Origin of the sequence: Pseudomonas sp. MMS21 TM103, assembly GCF_022132145.1 — a bacterium.
Taxonomy (GTDB): domain Bacteria; phylum Pseudomonadota; class Gammaproteobacteria; order Pseudomonadales; family Pseudomonadaceae; genus Aquipseudomonas.
The window spans coordinates 794976-811417 of record NZ_JAJISP010000002.1 but is presented as its reverse complement, the minus strand read 5'-3'; the positions used below and the strand labels follow the sequence as shown (position 1 = coordinate 811417).

The 16442-nt window shown below is 65.7% G+C and carries 15 protein-coding genes and 1 pseudogene; all 16 read left to right on the top strand.

Going from position 1 to position 16442, the window contains the following annotated elements:
- Nucleotides 1–9 precede the first annotated feature (9 nt).
- The 16 genes and pseudogenes from LJY18_RS10810 (at nt 10) to pcaF (ending at nt 16335) form a co-directional block, all read left to right on the top strand.
- Nucleotides 10–786, top strand: coding sequence for a 1,6-dihydroxycyclohexa-2,4-diene-1-carboxylate dehydrogenase (locus LJY18_RS10810; protein ID WP_238041790.1), 777 nt, complete (start codon nt 10–12; stop codon nt 784–786).
- Nucleotides 787–859: 73 nt separating this feature from the next.
- Entirely contained in the window at nt 860–2197 is a 1338-nt protein-coding gene (locus LJY18_RS10805; RefSeq protein ID WP_238041789.1) for an MFS transporter, read from the top strand.
- 30 nt (nt 2198–2227) lie between these two features.
- Complete coding sequence (locus tag LJY18_RS10800; protein ID WP_238041788.1) at nt 2228–3349, top strand: muconate cycloisomerase family protein; 1122 nt, start codon at nt 2228–2230, stop codon at nt 3347–3349.
- Nucleotides 3350–3364: 15 nt separating this feature from the next.
- Nucleotides 3365–3655: a muconolactone Delta-isomerase gene (gene catC / locus LJY18_RS10795; RefSeq protein WP_238041787.1), complete on the top strand. Its 291-nt coding sequence runs from the start codon at nt 3365–3367 to the stop codon at nt 3653–3655.
- A 32-nt stretch (nt 3656–3687) separates the two neighbouring features.
- On the top strand, nt 3688–4629 hold the full coding sequence (gene catA / locus LJY18_RS10790) for a catechol 1,2-dioxygenase (protein ID WP_238041786.1): 942 nt from the start codon (nt 3688–3690) through the stop codon (nt 4627–4629).
- A 120-nt stretch (nt 4630–4749) separates the two neighbouring features.
- On the top strand, nt 4750–5979 hold the full coding sequence (locus LJY18_RS10785) for a benzoate/H(+) symporter BenE family transporter (protein WP_238041785.1): 1230 nt from the start codon (nt 4750–4752) through the stop codon (nt 5977–5979).
- Nucleotides 5980–6122: 143 nt separating this feature from the next.
- On the top strand, nt 6123–7397 hold the full coding sequence (locus LJY18_RS10780) for an OprD family porin (RefSeq protein ID WP_238041784.1): 1275 nt from the start codon (nt 6123–6125) through the stop codon (nt 7395–7397).
- A gap of 105 nt (nt 7398–7502) precedes the next feature.
- Nucleotides 7503–8696, top strand: a complete 1194-nt coding sequence (locus LJY18_RS10775) for an ABC transporter substrate-binding protein (RefSeq protein ID WP_238041783.1) — start codon at nt 7503–7505, stop codon at nt 8694–8696.
- A 242-nt stretch (nt 8697–8938) separates the two neighbouring features.
- On the top strand, nt 8939–9799 hold the full coding sequence (locus LJY18_RS10770) for a branched-chain amino acid ABC transporter permease (protein ID WP_238041782.1): 861 nt from the start codon (nt 8939–8941) through the stop codon (nt 9797–9799).
- 22 nt (nt 9800–9821) lie between these two features.
- Complete coding sequence (locus LJY18_RS10765; RefSeq protein WP_238041781.1) at nt 9822–10853, top strand: branched-chain amino acid ABC transporter permease; 1032 nt, start codon at nt 9822–9824, stop codon at nt 10851–10853.
- Nucleotides 10850–11608, top strand: coding sequence for an ABC transporter ATP-binding protein (locus LJY18_RS10760; RefSeq protein WP_238041780.1), 759 nt, complete (start codon nt 10850–10852; stop codon nt 11606–11608). Before LJY18_RS10765 ends, LJY18_RS10760 begins: the two co-directional genes overlap by 4 nt.
- Nucleotides 11608–12336, top strand: a complete 729-nt coding sequence (locus LJY18_RS10755) for an ABC transporter ATP-binding protein (RefSeq protein WP_238041779.1) — start codon at nt 11608–11610, stop codon at nt 12334–12336. The genes LJY18_RS10760 and LJY18_RS10755 overlap by 1 nt, the downstream gene beginning before the upstream one ends.
- A 631-nt stretch (nt 12337–12967) precedes the next feature.
- Nucleotides 12968–13354: pseudogene (locus LJY18_RS22710) on the top strand (methyl-accepting chemotaxis protein); the annotation flags it as partial.
- Nucleotides 13355–13478: 124 nt separating this feature from the next.
- Nucleotides 13479–14351 carry a CoA transferase subunit A gene (locus LJY18_RS10745; protein WP_238041778.1) on the top strand — a complete coding sequence of 291 codons (873 nt, stop codon included), beginning with the start codon at nt 13479–13481 and terminating at the stop codon, nt 14349–14351.
- A complete protein-coding gene (locus tag LJY18_RS10740) occupies nt 14351–15133 on the top strand; it encodes a CoA-transferase subunit beta (RefSeq protein WP_238041777.1) in 783 nt (260 codons plus the stop codon). Before LJY18_RS10745 ends, LJY18_RS10740 begins: the two co-directional genes overlap by 1 nt.
- The gene (pcaF, locus tag LJY18_RS10735; protein ID WP_238041776.1) at nt 15130–16335 is read left to right on the top strand and encodes a 3-oxoadipyl-CoA thiolase; all 1206 of its coding nucleotides are present in this window, start codon (nt 15130–15132) and stop codon (nt 16333–16335) included. The genes LJY18_RS10740 and pcaF overlap by 4 nt, the downstream gene beginning before the upstream one ends.
- The last annotated feature ends 107 nt before the right edge of the window (nt 16336–16442 follow it).

Below are 16442 nucleotides of genomic sequence, written 5' to 3'. Positions count from 1 at the left end.
GTCGGGACTATGAATATGCGTTTTCAACACAAAGTCGCCGTGGTCACCGGCGCCGCCCAGGGCATCGGTCGCCGCGTGGCCGAACGCATGGCGGCGGAGGGCGCACGACTGCTGCTGGTCGACCGTTCCGAGCTGGTGCATGAGCTGGCCGACGAGCTGGCCGGGGTCGCCGAGGTGCTGACCCTGACCGCCGATCTCGAGCAGTTCGCCGAGTGTCAGCGCGTGATGGCCGCGGCGGTCGAGCGCTTCGGTCGCCTGGACATCCTGATCAATAACGTCGGCGGCACCATCTGGGCCAAGCCGTTCGAGTACTACCAGGCGCATGAGATCGAAGCCGAGGTGCGGCGCTCGTTGTTCCCGACCCTGTGGTGCTGCCACGCCGCGCTGCCGCAGATGCTCGAACAGGGCAGTGGTGCCATCGTCAACGTCTCCTCGATCGCCACCCGCGGGATCAATCGCGTGCCCTACGGCGCCGCGAAGGGCGGCGTCAACGCCCTGACCGCCTGCCTGGCGTTCGAGACCGCCGAGCGCGGCATCCGCGTCAACGCCACCGCCCCGGGCGGCACCGAGGCGCCGCCACGGCGGATCCCGCGCAACGGCGCCGAGCAGAGCGAGCAGGAAAAGGCCTGGTACCAGCAGATCGTCGACCAGACCGTTAGCAGCAGTCTGATGAAGCGTTACGGGACCATGGACGATCAGGCCGGGGCAATTCTGTTTCTCGCTTCCGACGACGCCGCCTACATCACCGGAGTGACCTTGCCCGTGGGTGGTGGCGACCAGGGCTAGGTGACTTCAGCTAAATACCCGCCAGCGATTCGAGCGGTGTTTTACAACAAAAATAAAATAGAGAACCGATGCCATGCGCAATGTTGACGTACACGAGGTAATAGATAACGCGCGCTTTAATCGCTATCACTGGATGGTGATGTTGTGGTGCGCGCTGCTGCTGATTTTCGACGGCTACGACCTGTTCATCTACGGAGTAGTCCTGCCGGTAATCATGCAGGAGTGGGGGCTGACCCCGCTGCAAGCAGGCGCGCTGGGTAGCTATGCGCTCTTTGGCATGATGTTCGGTGCCCTGGTCTTCGGCACCCTGGCCGATAAGATCGGCCGCAAGAAGGGCATCGCCCTGTGTTTCCTGCTGTTCAGCAGCGCGACTCTGGTCAATGGTTTTGCCAGCAATCCCACCGAGTTCGGCATCTGCCGCTTTATCGCCGGTCTCGGCTGTGGCGGCCTGATGCCCAACGTGGTGGCGCTGATGAACGAGTACGCGCCGAAGAAGCTGCGCAGCACATTGGTCGCCATCATGTTCAGCGGCTATTCGGTAGGCGGAATGCTCTCGGCGGGCGTCGGCATGTACATGCTGCCGCGTTTTGGTTGGGAATCGATGTTCTTCGCCGCCGCCCTACCCCTGCTGCTGCTGCCATTGATTCTCTGGTTCCTGCCTGAGTCGGTCGGTTTCCTGGTTCGCCAGGGGCGTACCGAGCAAGCCCGCGCGATCCTGCGTCGGGTCGACCCGAGTCGGGCCATCGCGGCGGGCGACACCCTGAGCCTGGCGGCTGTGCAAGGCAGCTCGGCCTCGGTGCTGGAGTTGTTTCGCGGGGGGCGCCTGCTACGCACTCTGTGCCTCTGGGTGGCGTTCTTCTGCTGCCTGCTGATGGTCTACGCGCTCAGCTCCTGGCTACCGAAACTGATGGCCAACGCCGGCTACAGCCTGGGCTCGAGCCTTTCGTTCCTGTTGGCGCTGAACTTCGGCGGGATGGCCGGCGCCATCCTTGGCGGTTGGCTGGGTGACCGCTTCAATCTGAGCAAAGTGATGGTCTGCTTCTTTGTCGCCGCGGCCCTGTCCATCAGCCTGCTGGGGTTCAAGAGCCCGACGCCGTTGCTCTACCTGCTGATCGGTGTGGCCGGCGCGACCACCATCGGCACGCAGATCCTGCTGTACGCCTGCGCCGCGCAGTTCTACGGCCTGTCGTTCCGCTCCACCGGCCTCGGCTGGGCCTCGGGCATCGGTCGCAACGGTGCCATCGTCGGCCCGCTGCTTGGTGGCGCGCTGCTGGGCATCAACCTGCCGCTGCAACTGAACTTCCTGGCGTTCGCCATTCCCGGTGCCATCGCCGCCATTGCCATGAGCGTGTTCGCCATCAGCAGCCAGCGCAGCAGTGCCGCGCCGTTGCCGGCGGCCATGGCCTCCTGACCTCAACCTGCGGAATCTACCGGAGCCGAAATGAGCCAAGTCCTGATCGAAAGCGTCGAGGCGATCATCGTCGATCTGCCGACCATCCGCCCGCACAAGCTGGCGATGCACACCATGCAGCAGCAGACCCTGGTGGTCATTCGCCTGCGCTGCGCCGACGGCATCGAAGGCCTGGGCGAATCGACCACCATCGGCGGCCTGGCCTACGGCAACGAGAGCCCGGAAAGCATCAAGCAGAACATCGACAGCCACCTGGCGCCGCTGCTGATCGGTCAGGACGCGGCCAATATCAACGCCTGCATGCAGCGTCTGGATAAAGCCGCCAAGGGCAACACCTTCGCCAAGTCCGGCCTGGAAAGCGCCCTGCTCGACGCCCAGGGCAAGCGCCTGGGCCTGCCGGTCAGCGAGCTGCTCGGCGGCCGCGTGCGCGACAGCCTGGAAGTGGCCTGGACCCTGGCCAGTGGTGACACCGCCAAGGACATCGCCGAGGCCCAGCAGATGCTGGAGATGCGCCGTCACCGCATCTTCAAGCTGAAGATCGGAGCGGGCGAGGTCAGCCAGGACCTCAAGCACGTGATTGCCATCAAGCACGCCCTGGGCGACAGCGCCAGCGTGCGCGTCGACGTCAACCAGGCCTGGGACGAATCGGTGGCCCTGCGTGCCTGCCAGGTGCTCGGTGATAACGGCATCGACCTGATCGAGCAGCCGATCGCGCGGATCAACCGCGGCGGCCAGGTGCGCCTCAATCAGCGCAGCCCGGCGCCGATCATGGCCGACGAGTCGATCGAAAGCGTGGAAGACGCCTTCAGCCTGGCCGCCGACGGCGCGGCCAGCATCTTCGCCCTGAAGATCGCCAAGAACGGCGGTCCGCGCGCGGTGCTGCGTACCGCGGCGATCGCCGAGGCGGCCGGTATCGCCCTGTACGGCGGCACCATGCTCGAGGGCTCGATCGGCACCCTGGCCTCGGCCCACGCCTTCCTCACCCTCAAGCAGCTGACCTGGCACACCGAGCTGTTCGGCCCCTTGCTGCTGACCGAGGAAATCGTCAACGAGGCGCCGCAGTACCGCGACTTCCAGCTGCACGTGCCGCGCACGCCGGGCCTCGGTCTGAGCCTCAATGAAGAGCGCCTGGCGTTCTTCCGCCGCCCCTAACCTGGAGAAATTCCGATGCTGTTCCACGTAAAGATGACCGTAAAACTGCCTGTGGATATGGATCCGGCCCAGGCCGCCCAGATCAAGGCAGACGAGAAGGAACTGGCCCAGCGCCTGATGCGCGAGGGCAAGTGGCGCCACCTGTGGCGCATCGCCGGGCAGTACGCCAACTACAGCGTATTCGACCTGGAAAGCGTGCAGGAACTGCACGACACCCTGATGCAGCTGCCGCTGTTTCCCTACATGGATATCGAGGTCGCGCCGCTGTGCCGGCATCCCTCATCCATCCGTGACGACGACCGTTGATTAGCTCTAGAACAAAAACCGAGGACACCACCATGACCGTTAAAGTTAGCCACACTGCCGAAATCCAGAACCTGTTCAACGAGGCCGCCGGCCTCAACAACGACCAGGGCAGCCCACGGGTCAAGCAGATCATGCTGCGCCTCATCAACGACGCGGCGAAGATCATCGAAGACCTGGAAATCACCGACGACGAATTCTGGCACACGGTGGACTACCTCAACCGCCTGGGCGGCCGCAATGAAGCCGGCCTGCTGGTGCCGGGCCTGGGCCTGGAGCACTTCCTCGACATCCTACAGGACGCCAAGGATGCCGAGGTCGGCCTGACCGGCGGCACTCCGCGCACCATCGAAGGCCCGCTGTACGTGGCCGGCGCGCCGCTGGCCGAAGGCGAGGTGCGCATGGACGACGGCAGCGAGCTGGACCGCGCCACCGTGATGTTCCTCGAAGGCGTGGTGCGCGACACCGCCGGCCAGCCGGTGGCCGGCGCCGTGGTCGATCTGTGGCATGCCAACACCCAGGGCAACTACTCCTACTTCGACAAGAGCCAGTCCGACTACAACCTGCGCCGGCGCATCGTCACCGACGCCGAGGGTCGCTACCGCGCGCGCAGCATCGTGCCCAACGGCTACGGTTGCGCCCCGGACGGCCCGACCCAGGAGTGCCTGAATCTGCTCGGCCGCCATGGCCAGCGTCCGGCGCATATCCACTTCTTCATCTCCGCCCCCGGCCATCGCCACCTGACCACCCAGATCAACCTGGCCGGCGAGCAGTACCTGTGGGACGACTTCGCCTACGCCACCCGCGAAGGTCTGGTCGGCGACATCACCTTTGTCGAGGACGCCGCTGCCGCCAATGATCGCGGTGTGCAGGGCAGTCGCTTCGCCGAACTGCAGTTCGACTTCCAGCTGCAGAAGGCTCCGGTCGCCGAAGCCGAGCAGCGCAGCAAGCGTCCCCGCGCCCTGCAACAAGCCTGATGTGACTGGCCGGCGGCGGCCCCAGGGCTGCCGCCGGTTCGTCGGGCCTGCTTCACCCATAACAAGAGCGATCCGGACTGCGTGTCACGGATGGCCTGATGCGCCTTGCAGCGAGGTTCCATGAAAGCCTTGATCAACGATTGCTCCTTGTCCGCCGTGGTGGCCGGTTTCATTGCCACCGTGATTTCCTACGCCGGTCCCCTGGTGATCATCTTCCAGGCGGCCGAGAGCGCTGGGCTGTCGCATGCCGTGCTGTCGTCCTGGGTCTGGGCGATCTCGATTGGCAGCGCGGTGCTCGGCATCGGCCTCAGCCTGCGTTACCGCGTGCCGATCATCATCGCTTGGTCGGCCCCCGGCTCGGCGCTGCTGGTCGCACTGCTGCCGCAGATCAGCCTCAATCAGGCGGTCGGCGCCTACATCGTCGCCAGCCTGATCATCTTCCTGGTCGGCATCAGCGGCGCCTTCGACCGCATCATCAGCAAGCTTCCCGCCGCAATTGGAGCCGGCATGCTGGCCGGCATCCTGTTCAGCTTCGGCACCGGTCTGTTCGTCTCGCTGCAAAGCAAACCGGTGCTGGTGATGGCGATGTTCGCCAGCTACCTGCTGGTCAAGCGGCTACTGCCGCGCTATGCGGTGCTGGCGGTGTTGCTGGTCGGCTGCACGATCGCGCTTGCCACTGGCGATCTGCGCCAGGACGCACTGGTCATCGGCCTGGCCACGCCGGTGTGGATCAGCCCGGAGTTCAGCCTGGCGGCCAGCCTGAATATCGCCCTGCCGTTGGTGATGGTGGCGCTCACCGGCCAGTTCGTCCCGGGCATGGCGGTGCTGCGCAACGCCGGCTACCCGACCTCGGCCAGTCCGATCATCAGCAGCAGCGCCCTGGGCTCGCTGCTGCTGGCGCCCTTTGCCTGCCACGGTCTGAACCTGGCGGCCATCACCGCAGCCATCTGCACCGGCCGCGAGGCTCACGAGGATCCTGCCAGGCGCTATGTCGCCGGCGTGTCTGGCGGCCTGGTCTACCTGCTGCTGGGCCTGTTCGGCGCCACCCTGGTGTCGCTGTTCAGCGCCTTTCCCCGCGAGCTGATCGCCGCCCTGGCCGGACTGGCGCTGTTCGGCGCCATCGGCGGTGCGCTGGCCGGCGCCATGGCCCAACCGAACGACCGCGAGGCGGCACTGATCACCTTTCTGGTGACCGCCTCGGGCATGTCTTTCCTCGGCCTGTCGGCGGCCTTCTGGGGGCTGGTGTTCGGCATTGCCGCGCACCTGCTGCTCGGCGCCCGGCGTAAAGCCGCGGCCGTCGCCGCGCCGCTGGACACCACCAATCTGGCCAAGGAGCAGGCAAGCGGTTAGACGCCTTCGGCCCATGAGCATTGCCGCCGCGTCTTCCCTGGCGTCGACGCGTCGGTAGTCACACCACCCACTTGCGTTGCCGGGTTCGCCCCCGGCAAGGGTGGCGCAACAGCACAACTTCAATAACAACAAAGAGCTAAACGATGACTCACTATTCCCATGCAAAGCCGGTCCTGTTGTCCCTCGCCGTCGCCCTCAGTCTGCCCGCCCTGGCGCAGGCGGGCGGTTTCATCGAAGACAGCAGCGCGACCCTGCAAGCGCGTAACTACTACTTCAGCCGTGACTACGCCGACATCGTTGGGCCCAGCCAGCAGTCCAAGGCCGAGGAGTGGGCCCAGGGCTTCATCCTCAATGTCAAATCCGGCTACACCCCGGGCACCGTGGGGTTCGGCGTTGATGCCATCGGCCTGCTCGGGCTCAAGCTCGACAGCAGCCGTGACCGGGTCAACAGCGGCCTGCTGCCGGTGACCGACGAGGGCAAGGCGGCCGATGAATACAGCCGTCTGGGCGCCGCGCTGAAGGTCAGACTGTCGAAGACCGAATTGAAGGTTGGCGAGTTGCAGCCCATGCTGCCGGTACTCTACTTCGGCGATATCCGCCTGCTGCCGCCGACCTATCAGGGGGCGAGTATTGTCTCCAACGAGATCGCCGGCTTGACCCTGCAAGGTGGCCAGCTGCGCTCCACCAGCCTGCGCAACGAGGCCGGCGATGGGGAAATGGGTGTCCTGGTCGGTTATGCGCCGCGGCGCAGTGCCGGCCAGCTGATCACCAGCGATCGCTTCAACTATGCCGGGGCCGACTACAGCTTCAATGCCAACCGCACCTCGGTCGGCGCCTGGTACGCCCAGCTGGATGACCTCTACAACCAGCGTTACTTCAGCCTCAAGCACAGCCAGCCGGTCGGTGACTGGGTGCTTGGTGCCAGTCTCGGTTACTTCGACTCGGCCGAGGATGGCGAACAGCTGCTCGGCAAGCTGGACAACCAGGCGGCGTTCTCCCTGCTGTCGGCCAAGTACGGCGGCCACACCCTCTACCTCGGCTATCAGGCAATGTTCGGCGCCGACGGCTTGCCGCGGGTGTTCGCCAACGTCAGCCCGCTGGGCAACGAGGTGCCGACCTACGAGTTCGCCTCTGCCGACGAACGCTCCTGGCAGGTCCGTTACGACTATGACTTCGCCGCTCTGGGCGCGCCGGGCCTGATCGCCGGGGTGCGTTACCTCAAGGGCGACAACGTCGATACCGGCCGCGGCTTCGAGGGCAAGGACCGGGAGCGCGATCTGGACATCGGCTACGTGGTGCAGAGCGGCTCGCTCAAGGGCCTGAACGTCAAGGTGCGCAACGTCGCCGCGCGTTCCAACTACCGCACCGACGTCGACGAGAACCGCCTGATCTTCAACTACACCTGGAAGCTGCTCTAGGCACGGGCGACCTGCCGACCCTGGCGTCGGTGGGTCGCAGACACAACGGCAACCCATGATGGTTTTCCTTGCACGCTGCGCCGCAGAGCGCCGCTGGAGATAACAATGCACAACAATAACAAGATGCCTTGCTCGATCCGCTCCACCTTCACCGCCAGCGCCCTGGCGTTGGCCCTCAGTGCTTCCATGAGCAGCCTGGCCCTGGCGGCCGAGCCGGTAAGAATCGGCCTGCTGCTGCCCTACACCGGCACCTTCGCCGCCCTCGGCGAGGCCACTACCAACGGCATGAAACTGGCCATCGAGCAGCAGGGCGGCAGCCTCGGCGGTCGTCCGGTCGAGTACGTGGTGGTCGACAGCGAGGCCAACCCCGGCAAGGCGGTGCCGAATATGCAGAAGCTGATTGCCGGCTCCCAGGTCGACGTGGTGATTGGCCCGGTGCACTCCGGTGTCGGCATGGGCGCGGTCAAGGTTGCCCGCGAAACCGGCGTGCCGTTGATCATCCCCAATGCCGGCTTCAACGCGGCCACCGGCCCGTTGTGCGCGGCAAACATCTTCCGCACCTCCTTCACCTCCTGGCAGACCGCCTACCCGATGGGCCAGGTGGCGGCGGACAAGGGCTACAAGAACATCGTCACCGTGGCCTGGCGCTACGGCTTCGGCACCGAGTCGGTGGAAGGCTTCAAGGAAGGGTTCGAGAAGGCCGGCGGCACGGTCAGCAAGGAAATCTACGTGCCTTTTCCTGACGTGGAGTTCCAGTCGCAACTGACCGAGATCGCCGCGCTCAAGCCGGACGCGGTGTTCGTGTTCTTCGCCGGCGGTGGCGCGGCCAAGTTCGTTCAGGATTACGCCGCAGCCGGCCTGCAAGGCAAGATCCCGCTGCTCGGCTCGGGCTTTCTCACCGAGGGCACCCTGGCCGCGCAAGGCGCAGCGGCCAGCGGCGTGCTGACCACCCTGCATTACGCCGACAGCCTGGATACCCCGCAGAACAGCAAGTTTCGCGACGACTACCGGCAGAAGTTCGGCAAGGAGGCCGACATCTACGCGGTGCAGGGCTACGACAGCGGCCTGCTGCTGGCCCAGTCGCTGACCAAGGTGAAGGGCAATACCGAGGACCGCGCTGCCTGGAGTGCAGCCATGGCCGACGCCAGGATCGACAGCCCACGGGGGGCGTGGAGTTTCTCCAAGGCGCACAACCCGGTGCAGAACATCTACCTGCGCGAGGTGCGTGACGGCGCCAATGTAGTGGTCAGTACGGCCGCCGCTGGCCTGGCCGATCCTGCGCGTGGCTGCAAGCTCTAGCCCGCACCGTTGTCCCCGCGTCCTGGCCGCCTAGGGCTGACCAGTGGAGCGGGTCGGTTGCATCGAGTGCGCTTGCCGAACTCTGGATACCGCGTTGTTGTACCTGGTCATAGCCGGCTATGACCCGTCGCAGCGCCTGGTCTGGAGCCTCCGGCCGGTTCCACCCGGATCAATCGACCCGCTTTGCCGGCCAACTCTGGCCAGGGGGCGGGCCTGCCTCATTCCTGACCTTGGTATGCCCGATGGAATTTTCCACCATTCTCATCCAGACCATGAACGGTCTGCAGTACGGCCTGCTGCTGTTTCTCATCGCCAGCGGTCTGACCCTGATCTTCGGCATCATGCAGATCATCAACCTGGCCCACGGCGCCCTCTACATGGTCGGCGCGTACCTGGTGTACTGGTTGACCGGGTTGGTCGGCGATCTGTTTCTCGCCATCCTCATCGGCGTGCCGCTGGCGGCGCTGCTCGGGGTGCTGATCGAGCGCTTCCTGATCCAGGCGCTGTACCGGCGTGACCACCTCGACCAGGTGCTGATGACCTTTGGCCTGATCATGGTGATCGACTCGCTGCGCAGCATCGTCTGGGGCAATGACGTGCACAGCGTGGCCATCCCGGCGCTGCTCAGCGGCTCGATCCAGCTGACCGAAACCCTCGACTACCCGGTGTACCGCCTGTTCATTTCCGCGGTCTGCGCGGCAATCGCCCTGGCCATGTATCTGATCCTGCAACGCACCCGGCTGGGCATGATCATTCGCGGCGGCTCGAGCAACCGCGAAATGGTCCAGAGCCTGGGCATCGATATCCGCCTGATCTACACCCTGGTGTTCGCCGCTGGCGCTGCATTGACGGCCTTCGCCGGGATGATCGCCGCGCCGGTGTCGTCGGTCTATCCCGGCATGGGCAACCAGATCCTGATCATCGCCTTCGTGGTGGTGGTCATCGGTGGCCTGGGCTCGATTCGCGGCGCCTTTCTCGGCGCCCTGCTGGTGGGGCTGACCGCCACCTGGGGCGCGGTGCTGGTGCCGCAATACGCAGGCATGGCCGTGTATGTGCTGATGGCCGTGGTGCTGTTGTTCAAGCCGCGCGGGCTGTTCGCCTAATTACCATTTCGGGGACTTTCTTATGCATGCAATACCTCGCCCGATCCAGTTGCTGCTTATGACATTGCTGCTGCTGATGGCCGCCTATCCGCTGTTCGGTGCCGGCCTGGCCGGTGAAAAGCACGACTTCTTCCTCCAGCAACTGACCAGCATCATGATCCTGGCCATAGTCGCCCTGGGCCTCGACCTGCTGGTCGGCGTCAGCGGCATGGTCAGCCTGGCCTCGGCGGCCTTCTTCGGCATGGCCGGTTATGCCCTGGTGCTGCTGGCCCCGGAATACGAGGCGGTAAGCATCTGGGTCGCCTTGCCGGTATGCCTGGGCATCACCGCCCTGGCCGCACTGCTGATGGGCGTGCTGATCATCCGCACCTCGGGGATCTTCTTCATCATGGTGACCATCGCCTTCTCGCAGATGCTCTATTACCTGTTCCACGATGCGTCCTTCGCTGGCGGCTCGGATGGCGCCTACCTGTTCATGAAACCCACGGTGGCCGTCGGCGGGGTGCAGCTACTCGACCTGGAGAACCGCACCACGCTGTTCTATGTGGTGCTGGCTTCGCTGGGGCTGTTGTTCGTCCTGCTGCGCACTTTCCTGCGTGCGCCGTTCGGCCGGGTTCTGCTGGGCATCAAGGAGAACGAGCAACGGGTTCGCGCCCTGGGCTACAACCCGTTGTTCTACAAGCTGGCGGCGTTTGTCATCGCCGGCACCATCGCCGGTTACGCCGGCATGTTGTCAGCTACCCAGTACGGCTTCGTCAGCCCCGGCCAGCTGAGCTGGCAGATGTCGGCGCATATCCTGGTGATGGTGATTCTCGGCGGCATGGGCACCTTGTTCGGGCCGATCCTCGGCGCCTTCGCCTTCGAGGGCCTGCACCACTGGTTCGCCAGCCTGACCCCGCATTGGGAATTGCCGATGGGTGTGGTGGTGATCTGCATGGTGTTGTTGCTGCCGCGTGGGATCGCCGGCCTGTTGCTGCAACTGGCCGCGCGCAAGCGCAACAAAACCGCCGGGATGAAACTGCCCAGCGTGAGCAAGCAGGAGGCTGAGCAATGAGCGGATTGATACTGGAAACCCGTGGCCTGAGCAAAACCTTCGGTGGTTTGCGCGCCGTCAGCGACATCAGCCTGCAGGTGGCGCCCCGTGAGATCCACGCCATCATCGGCCCCAACGGCGCCGGCAAGAGCACCATGGTCAACCTGCTCTCCGGTCACCTGCGTCCCAGCAGCGGCCAGGTGATCTTCAATGGCCAGGACATCACCGGTCTGGCACCGAACAAGGTGTCGCACCTGGGTGTCGGCCGCAGCTTTCAGCGTACCAATATCTTCCCCAGCTTCAGTTGCCTGGAAAACTGCATGCTCGCCGCGCAGTCGCGGATGCAGAACTCGTTCCGCTTCTTCCGTCGCAGCGACCGCTACCCGCTGGTGCGCGAGCGCGCCGAGCAGGCGCTGGACGCTTGCGGCCTGAGCAGCAAGGGTCACAGCACTGCCAGTTCCATGAGCTATGGCGAGCAGCGGCAACTGGAGATCGGCATGGTCCTGGCCACCGAACCGAGCTTTCTGTTGCTGGATGAACCGATGGCCGGAATGGGCAAGGAAGAGTCGAGCCGGGTCGTCGAGTTGCTCGCCGAGTTGTCGCGCGAGTACTCGCTGGTGCTGGTCGAGCACGACATGGAGGCGGTGTTCAGCATCGCCAAGACCCTGACCGTGATGGTCAACGGGCAGATGCTGGCCAGCGGTCCGCTGGATCAGGTGCGTAACGACCCTGCGGTGCAGGAAGCCTATCTGGGCGATGGCGAGGAGCAGTTCTGATGAGCACTACAATCACAGCAACCCCGCTGATCGAGGTGCGCGGCCTGCACACCTTCTACGGCAACAGCCATGTGCTGCATGGCGTCGATCTGCAGATCGCGCCGGGGGAAACCTTGGCCCTGCTCGGGCGCAACGGCGTGGGCAAGAGCACCACCATTCGCTCGCTGCTCGGCCTGACCCCGCCGCGCAGTGGCGAGGTACGGATCAGGGGCGAGAACCTCACCGGCAGCGCCGCGCACAAGGTGATCCGTCGTGGCATCGGCTATGTGCCGGAAGGCCGTGGCATGTTCCCCAACCTTACGGTACGCGAAAGCCTGGTGATGGCGGCGCGCCCCGGTCTCGACGGTCGCCGCGACTGGGATCTTGACCGGGTGCTGGCGACCTTCCCGCGCCTGACCGAGCGTTTCAGCCACCTCACCGGCAACCTCTCCGGCGGTGAGCAGCAGATGGTCGCCATCGGCCGCGCGCTGATGACCAACCCCGAGCTGATGATCCTCGACGAGGCCACCGAGGGCCTGGCACCGCTGATCCGCAAGGAAATCTGGGACGTGATCCGCCTGATCAAGGCCAGCGGCATCGCCACTCTGGTGGTCGACAAGCACGTCAACGTGCTGCTCGACCTTACCGACCGCAGCATGATCATGGTCAAGGGCCGGGTGCTGTATGACGGACCCAGCCAGGAATTGAAGGGCCAACAGGAGATCCTGCAGACCCATATCGGTTTGTAACTTCACGCGTTGCCACAACCGGCACCCTTGGTTGCAGCCGCGCAGGGTGCCAATACGCGTGGTTTCGACTGCTCCAGCCAACAAGAGAGAAACTATGGATAATTATCGTGCCGTCGGTGAGGCCAGCACCTGGCAAAAACAGTTGGCCAGCGTGCTGCTGGCCGGCAACCTGCTGGGGACTGTCGCCCTGGTCTTTTTCGCCAGTGGTAGCTGGGAGCCGGGCCTGGCGTCATTGCTGGCCATCCTGGGGCTGCTGGCCGGCTTCTTCTATCTGACCCAGCCGCCCCAGGTGATCGAGCGGGTGCTGCAGGACTGTGACTGGTCACAGCCGCCTGTGCGCCTGGAGCCACCGGTGGATCTGGTGTCCGCGCCGTTGCCCAGCCCGGTTGTCGATCCGGCACTGCGCCAGCATCAGGGTGAGCTGCTGCGGGCCATCGAACAGAGTCAGGCCGACATGCACTTCGCCACCGAGTTGGCGCAGCAGTCCGGCGAGAAAGTCAGCAGCAGTGCCGAGAGCATCCAGGCCACCAGCCAATCGATCGGCGAGCTGGCCGATTACCTGCGTCGCACCGGCGAGGTGTTCAACACTCTCGGCGAGCAGTCGCGGCGCATCGGTGCGATTGTCGGCAGCATCCAGGACATTGCCCGCCAGACCAACCTGTTGGCACTGAATGCGGCCATCGAAGCGGCGCGGGCCGGCGAGCACGGCCGCGGCTTTGCCGTGGTGGCCGACGAGGTGCGCAGCCTGGCGGTGCGCGCCAACGACTCCAGCGAACAGATCATGCAGATCGCCAAGGGCCTGAAAAGCGCCGCCGATGAAGCCAGCAGCGGCCTGGGGCAGGTCGATCAGTCGGCGCGCAGTGGCCTGAGCACCTCGGCGGCGGCCCACGAGGCCATGCACGCACTGCGCGCCGGTGCCCGCGAGCGCATGGAGATCGTCGGCCGGGTGATGCAGGGCTTGCAGCGCCAGCGCGAACTGGCCGAGGGCTTGGGCTGCCTGCTCGAACGAACTGAGTAAAGCAGTGTTCGATAATCGAACAGTAAGTCGATTATCGGATTGTTTGCCGGCGCCTCTGGGCCTACTGTGGACTCAGCCGCCACCCTCAGCCGGTGGCACCGTCAACCAAGCGAGAGCAACCGCAATGGCCGAAATAATTTCCCTTGGCGAGGCGATCCAGCGCTTCGTCAACGACGGCGACACCATCGCCCTCGAAGGCTTCACCCACCTGATCCCGACCGCGGCGTCCCACGAGATCATCCGCCAGAACAAGCGCGAGCTGACCCTGGTGCGGATGACCCCGGACCTGGTCTATGACCTGCTGATCGGCGCCGGTTGCGCGAAGAAGCTGGTGTTCTCCTGGGGCGGTAACCCCGGCGTCGGCTCCCTGCACCGCCTGCGCGACGCGGTGGAGAAGGGCTGGCCGCAACCGCTGGAAATCGAGGAGCACAGTCACGCCGACATGGCCAACGCCTACGTCGCCGGTGCCTCGGGCCTGCCGTTCGCGGTGCTGCGCGCCTACGCCGGCTCCGACCTGCCCAAGGTCAACCCGCTGATCAAGACAGTGACCTGCCCGTTCACCGGCGAAGTGCTGGCGGCGGTGCCGTCGGTGCGTCCGGACGTCACCGTGATCCACGCGCAGAAGGCCGACCGCAAGGGCAACGTGCTGCTCTGGGGCATCCTCGGCGTGCAGAAGGAAGCGGCCCTGGCGGCCAAGCGCTGCATCGTCACCGTGGAAGAAATCGTCGATGACCTGAACGCGCCGATGAACGCCTGCGTACTGCCGAGCTGGGCGTTGACCGCCGTCTGCCACGTGCCCGGCGGCGCCCATCCGTCCTATGCCCTCGGCTACTCCGAGCGGGATAACCGTTTCTACCAGGCCTGGGACCCGATCGCCCGCGACCGCGAGACCTTCACGGCCTGGATCGACGAATACATCCGCGGCACCGTCGACTTCAATGCTTTCCAGGAAAAACTAGCCGGGGCCAAGCTGGCCGCACAGCAGGAGGCCAAATAATGAGCGCCTACAGCACCAATGAAATGATGACCGTGGCCGCCGCCCGCCGCCTGCGCAATGGCGCGGTGTGCTTCGTCGGCATCGGCCTGCCGTCCAAGGCCGCCAACCTGGCGCGCCTGACCTCCTCGCCGGACGTGGTGCTGATCTACGAATCCGGCCCGATCGGCGCCAAGCCGAGCGTGCTGCCGCTGTCGATCGGCGACGGCGAGCTGGCCGAGACCGCCGACACAGTAGTGCCGACCGGCGAGATCTTCCGCTACTGGCTCCAGGGCGGGCGCATCGACGTCGGCTTCCTCGGCGCGGCCCAGGTCGACAAGTACGGCAACATCAACACCACCGTGATCGGCGACTACCACCAGCCTAAGGTGCGCCTGCCCGGCGCCGGCGGCGCGCCGGAGATCGCCGGTTCGGCCAAGCAGGTGCTGATCATCCTCAAGCAGTCGCACCGCACCTTCGTCGACAAGCTGGCCTTCATCACCTCGGTCGGCCACGGCGAAGGCGGCGACCACCGCCAGCGTCTGGGCCTGCCCGGCGCGGGCCCGGTCGGTATCATCACCGACCTGTGCATCATGGAGCCGGAAGCCGGCAGCAACGAGTTCATCGTCACCACCCTGCATCCGGGCGTGACCCGCGAACAGGTGATCGAGGCCACCGGCTGGCAGATCCGCTTTGCCGACAACCTCAGCGTCACCGCCGAGCCGACCGAAGTCGAACTCGCTGCCCTGCGTGCCCTGGAAGCCCGCACCGCGGCTGCCCACGGCCAGGCCGGAGGTGAGGAATGAGCCGCGACGTATTTATCTGCGATGCCGTGCGCACCCCCATCGGCCGCTTCGGCGGTGGCCTGGCGCCGGTGCGCGCCGACGACCTGGCGGCGGTGCCGCTCAAGGCGCTGATCGCGCGCAACCCGCAACTCGACCTGAGCCAGGTCGACGAAGTCTTTCTGGGCTGCGCCAACCAGGCCGGCGAGGACAACCGCAACGTCGCGCGCATGGCCCTGCTGCTGGCCGGTCTGCCGGACAGCGTGCCCGGGGTGACCCTCAATCGCCTCTGCGCCTCGGGCATGGACGCGGTCGGCACCGCCTTCCGCGCCATCGCCAGCGGCGAGATGGAGCTGGCCATCGCCGGCGGCGTCGAGTCGATGTCGCGCGCGCCCTATGTCATGGGCAAGGCCGACACGGCCTACGGGCGCAACCAGAAGATCGAGGACACCACCATCGGCTGGCGCTTCATCAACCCGCTGATGCAGGCCCAGTTCGGCGTGGACGCCATGCCGCAGACCGCCGACAACGTCGCCGACGACTACCAGATCAGCCGCGCCGATCAGGACGCCTTCGCCCTGCGCAGCCAGCAGCGCGCGGCGGCGGCCCAAGCCGCCGGCTTCTTCGCCGAGGAAATCGTCCCGGTCACCATCAAGGGTCGCAAGGGCGTTAGCGTCATCGAGCAGGACGAGCACCTGCGCCCGGAGACCACCCTGGAAGCGCTGAGCAAGCTCAAGCCGGTCAACGGCGAAGGCAAGACGGTCACCGCCGGCAATGCCTCCGGGGTCAACGACGGCGCCGCCGCATTGATCCTGGCCAGCGCCGTAGCGGTGCAGCAGCACGGCCTGATCCCGCGGGCGCGGGTGCTGGGCATGGCCAGCGCCGGCGTGGCGCCGCGGATCATGGGCTACGGCCCGGTACCGGCGGTGCGCAAGCTGTGCGAGCGCCTGGATCTGCAGATCAGCGACTTCGACGTGATCGAACTCAACGAGGCCTTCGCCGCCCAGGGCCTGGCGGTCACCCGCGACCTCGGCCTGGTCGACGACGCGCCCCAAGTCAATCCCAATGGCGGCGCCATCGCCCTCGGCCACCCGCTGGGCATGAGCGGCGCGCGCCTGGTCCTGACCGCCTTGCACCAGCTGGAGAAGTCCGGCGGCAAGCGTGGCCTGGCGACCATGTGCGTCGGCGTGGGGCAGGGGCTGGCACTGGCCATCGAGCGGGTCTGAGGCGCTGCGGCGCGCCCTGATCCCTGAAGTGCGCCGTGCGTATCGCAGGCCAACCTCGTTGTGTCGAGCCGCGCCGGCCTGCACCATGGCACCTATGAGCCAGTGGC

Coding starts and splice junctions, on each gene's coding strand:
- LJY18_RS10745 (WP_238041778.1), top strand. CDS start 13,479: ATGGCCGAAATAATTTCCCTTGGCGAGGCGATCCAGCGCTTCGTCAAC.
- LJY18_RS10775 (WP_238041783.1), top strand. CDS start 7,503: ATGCACAACAATAACAAGATGCCTTGCTCGATCCGCTCCACCTTCACC.
- LJY18_RS10755 (WP_238041779.1), top strand. CDS start 11,608: ATGAGCACTACAATCACAGCAACCCCGCTGATCGAGGTGCGCGGCCTG.
- LJY18_RS10760 (WP_238041780.1), top strand. CDS start 10,850: ATGAGCGGATTGATACTGGAAACCCGTGGCCTGAGCAAAACCTTCGGT.
- LJY18_RS10770 (WP_238041782.1), top strand. CDS start 8,939: ATGGAATTTTCCACCATTCTCATCCAGACCATGAACGGTCTGCAGTAC.
- catA (WP_238041786.1), top strand. CDS start 3,688: ATGACCGTTAAAGTTAGCCACACTGCCGAAATCCAGAACCTGTTCAAC.
- LJY18_RS10740 (WP_238041777.1), top strand. CDS start 14,351: ATGAGCGCCTACAGCACCAATGAAATGATGACCGTGGCCGCCGCCCGC.
- pcaF (WP_238041776.1), top strand. CDS start 15,130: ATGAGCCGCGACGTATTTATCTGCGATGCCGTGCGCACCCCCATCGGC.
- catC (WP_238041787.1), top strand. CDS start 3,365: ATGCTGTTCCACGTAAAGATGACCGTAAAACTGCCTGTGGATATGGAT.
- LJY18_RS10805 (WP_238041789.1), top strand. CDS start 860: ATGCGCAATGTTGACGTACACGAGGTAATAGATAACGCGCGCTTTAAT.
- LJY18_RS10810 (WP_238041790.1), top strand. CDS start 10: ATGAATATGCGTTTTCAACACAAAGTCGCCGTGGTCACCGGCGCCGCC.
- LJY18_RS10800 (WP_238041788.1), top strand. CDS start 2,228: ATGAGCCAAGTCCTGATCGAAAGCGTCGAGGCGATCATCGTCGATCTG.
- LJY18_RS10785 (WP_238041785.1), top strand. CDS start 4,750: ATGAAAGCCTTGATCAACGATTGCTCCTTGTCCGCCGTGGTGGCCGGT.
- LJY18_RS10765 (WP_238041781.1), top strand. CDS start 9,822: ATGCATGCAATACCTCGCCCGATCCAGTTGCTGCTTATGACATTGCTG.
- LJY18_RS10780 (WP_238041784.1), top strand. CDS start 6,123: ATGACTCACTATTCCCATGCAAAGCCGGTCCTGTTGTCCCTCGCCGTC.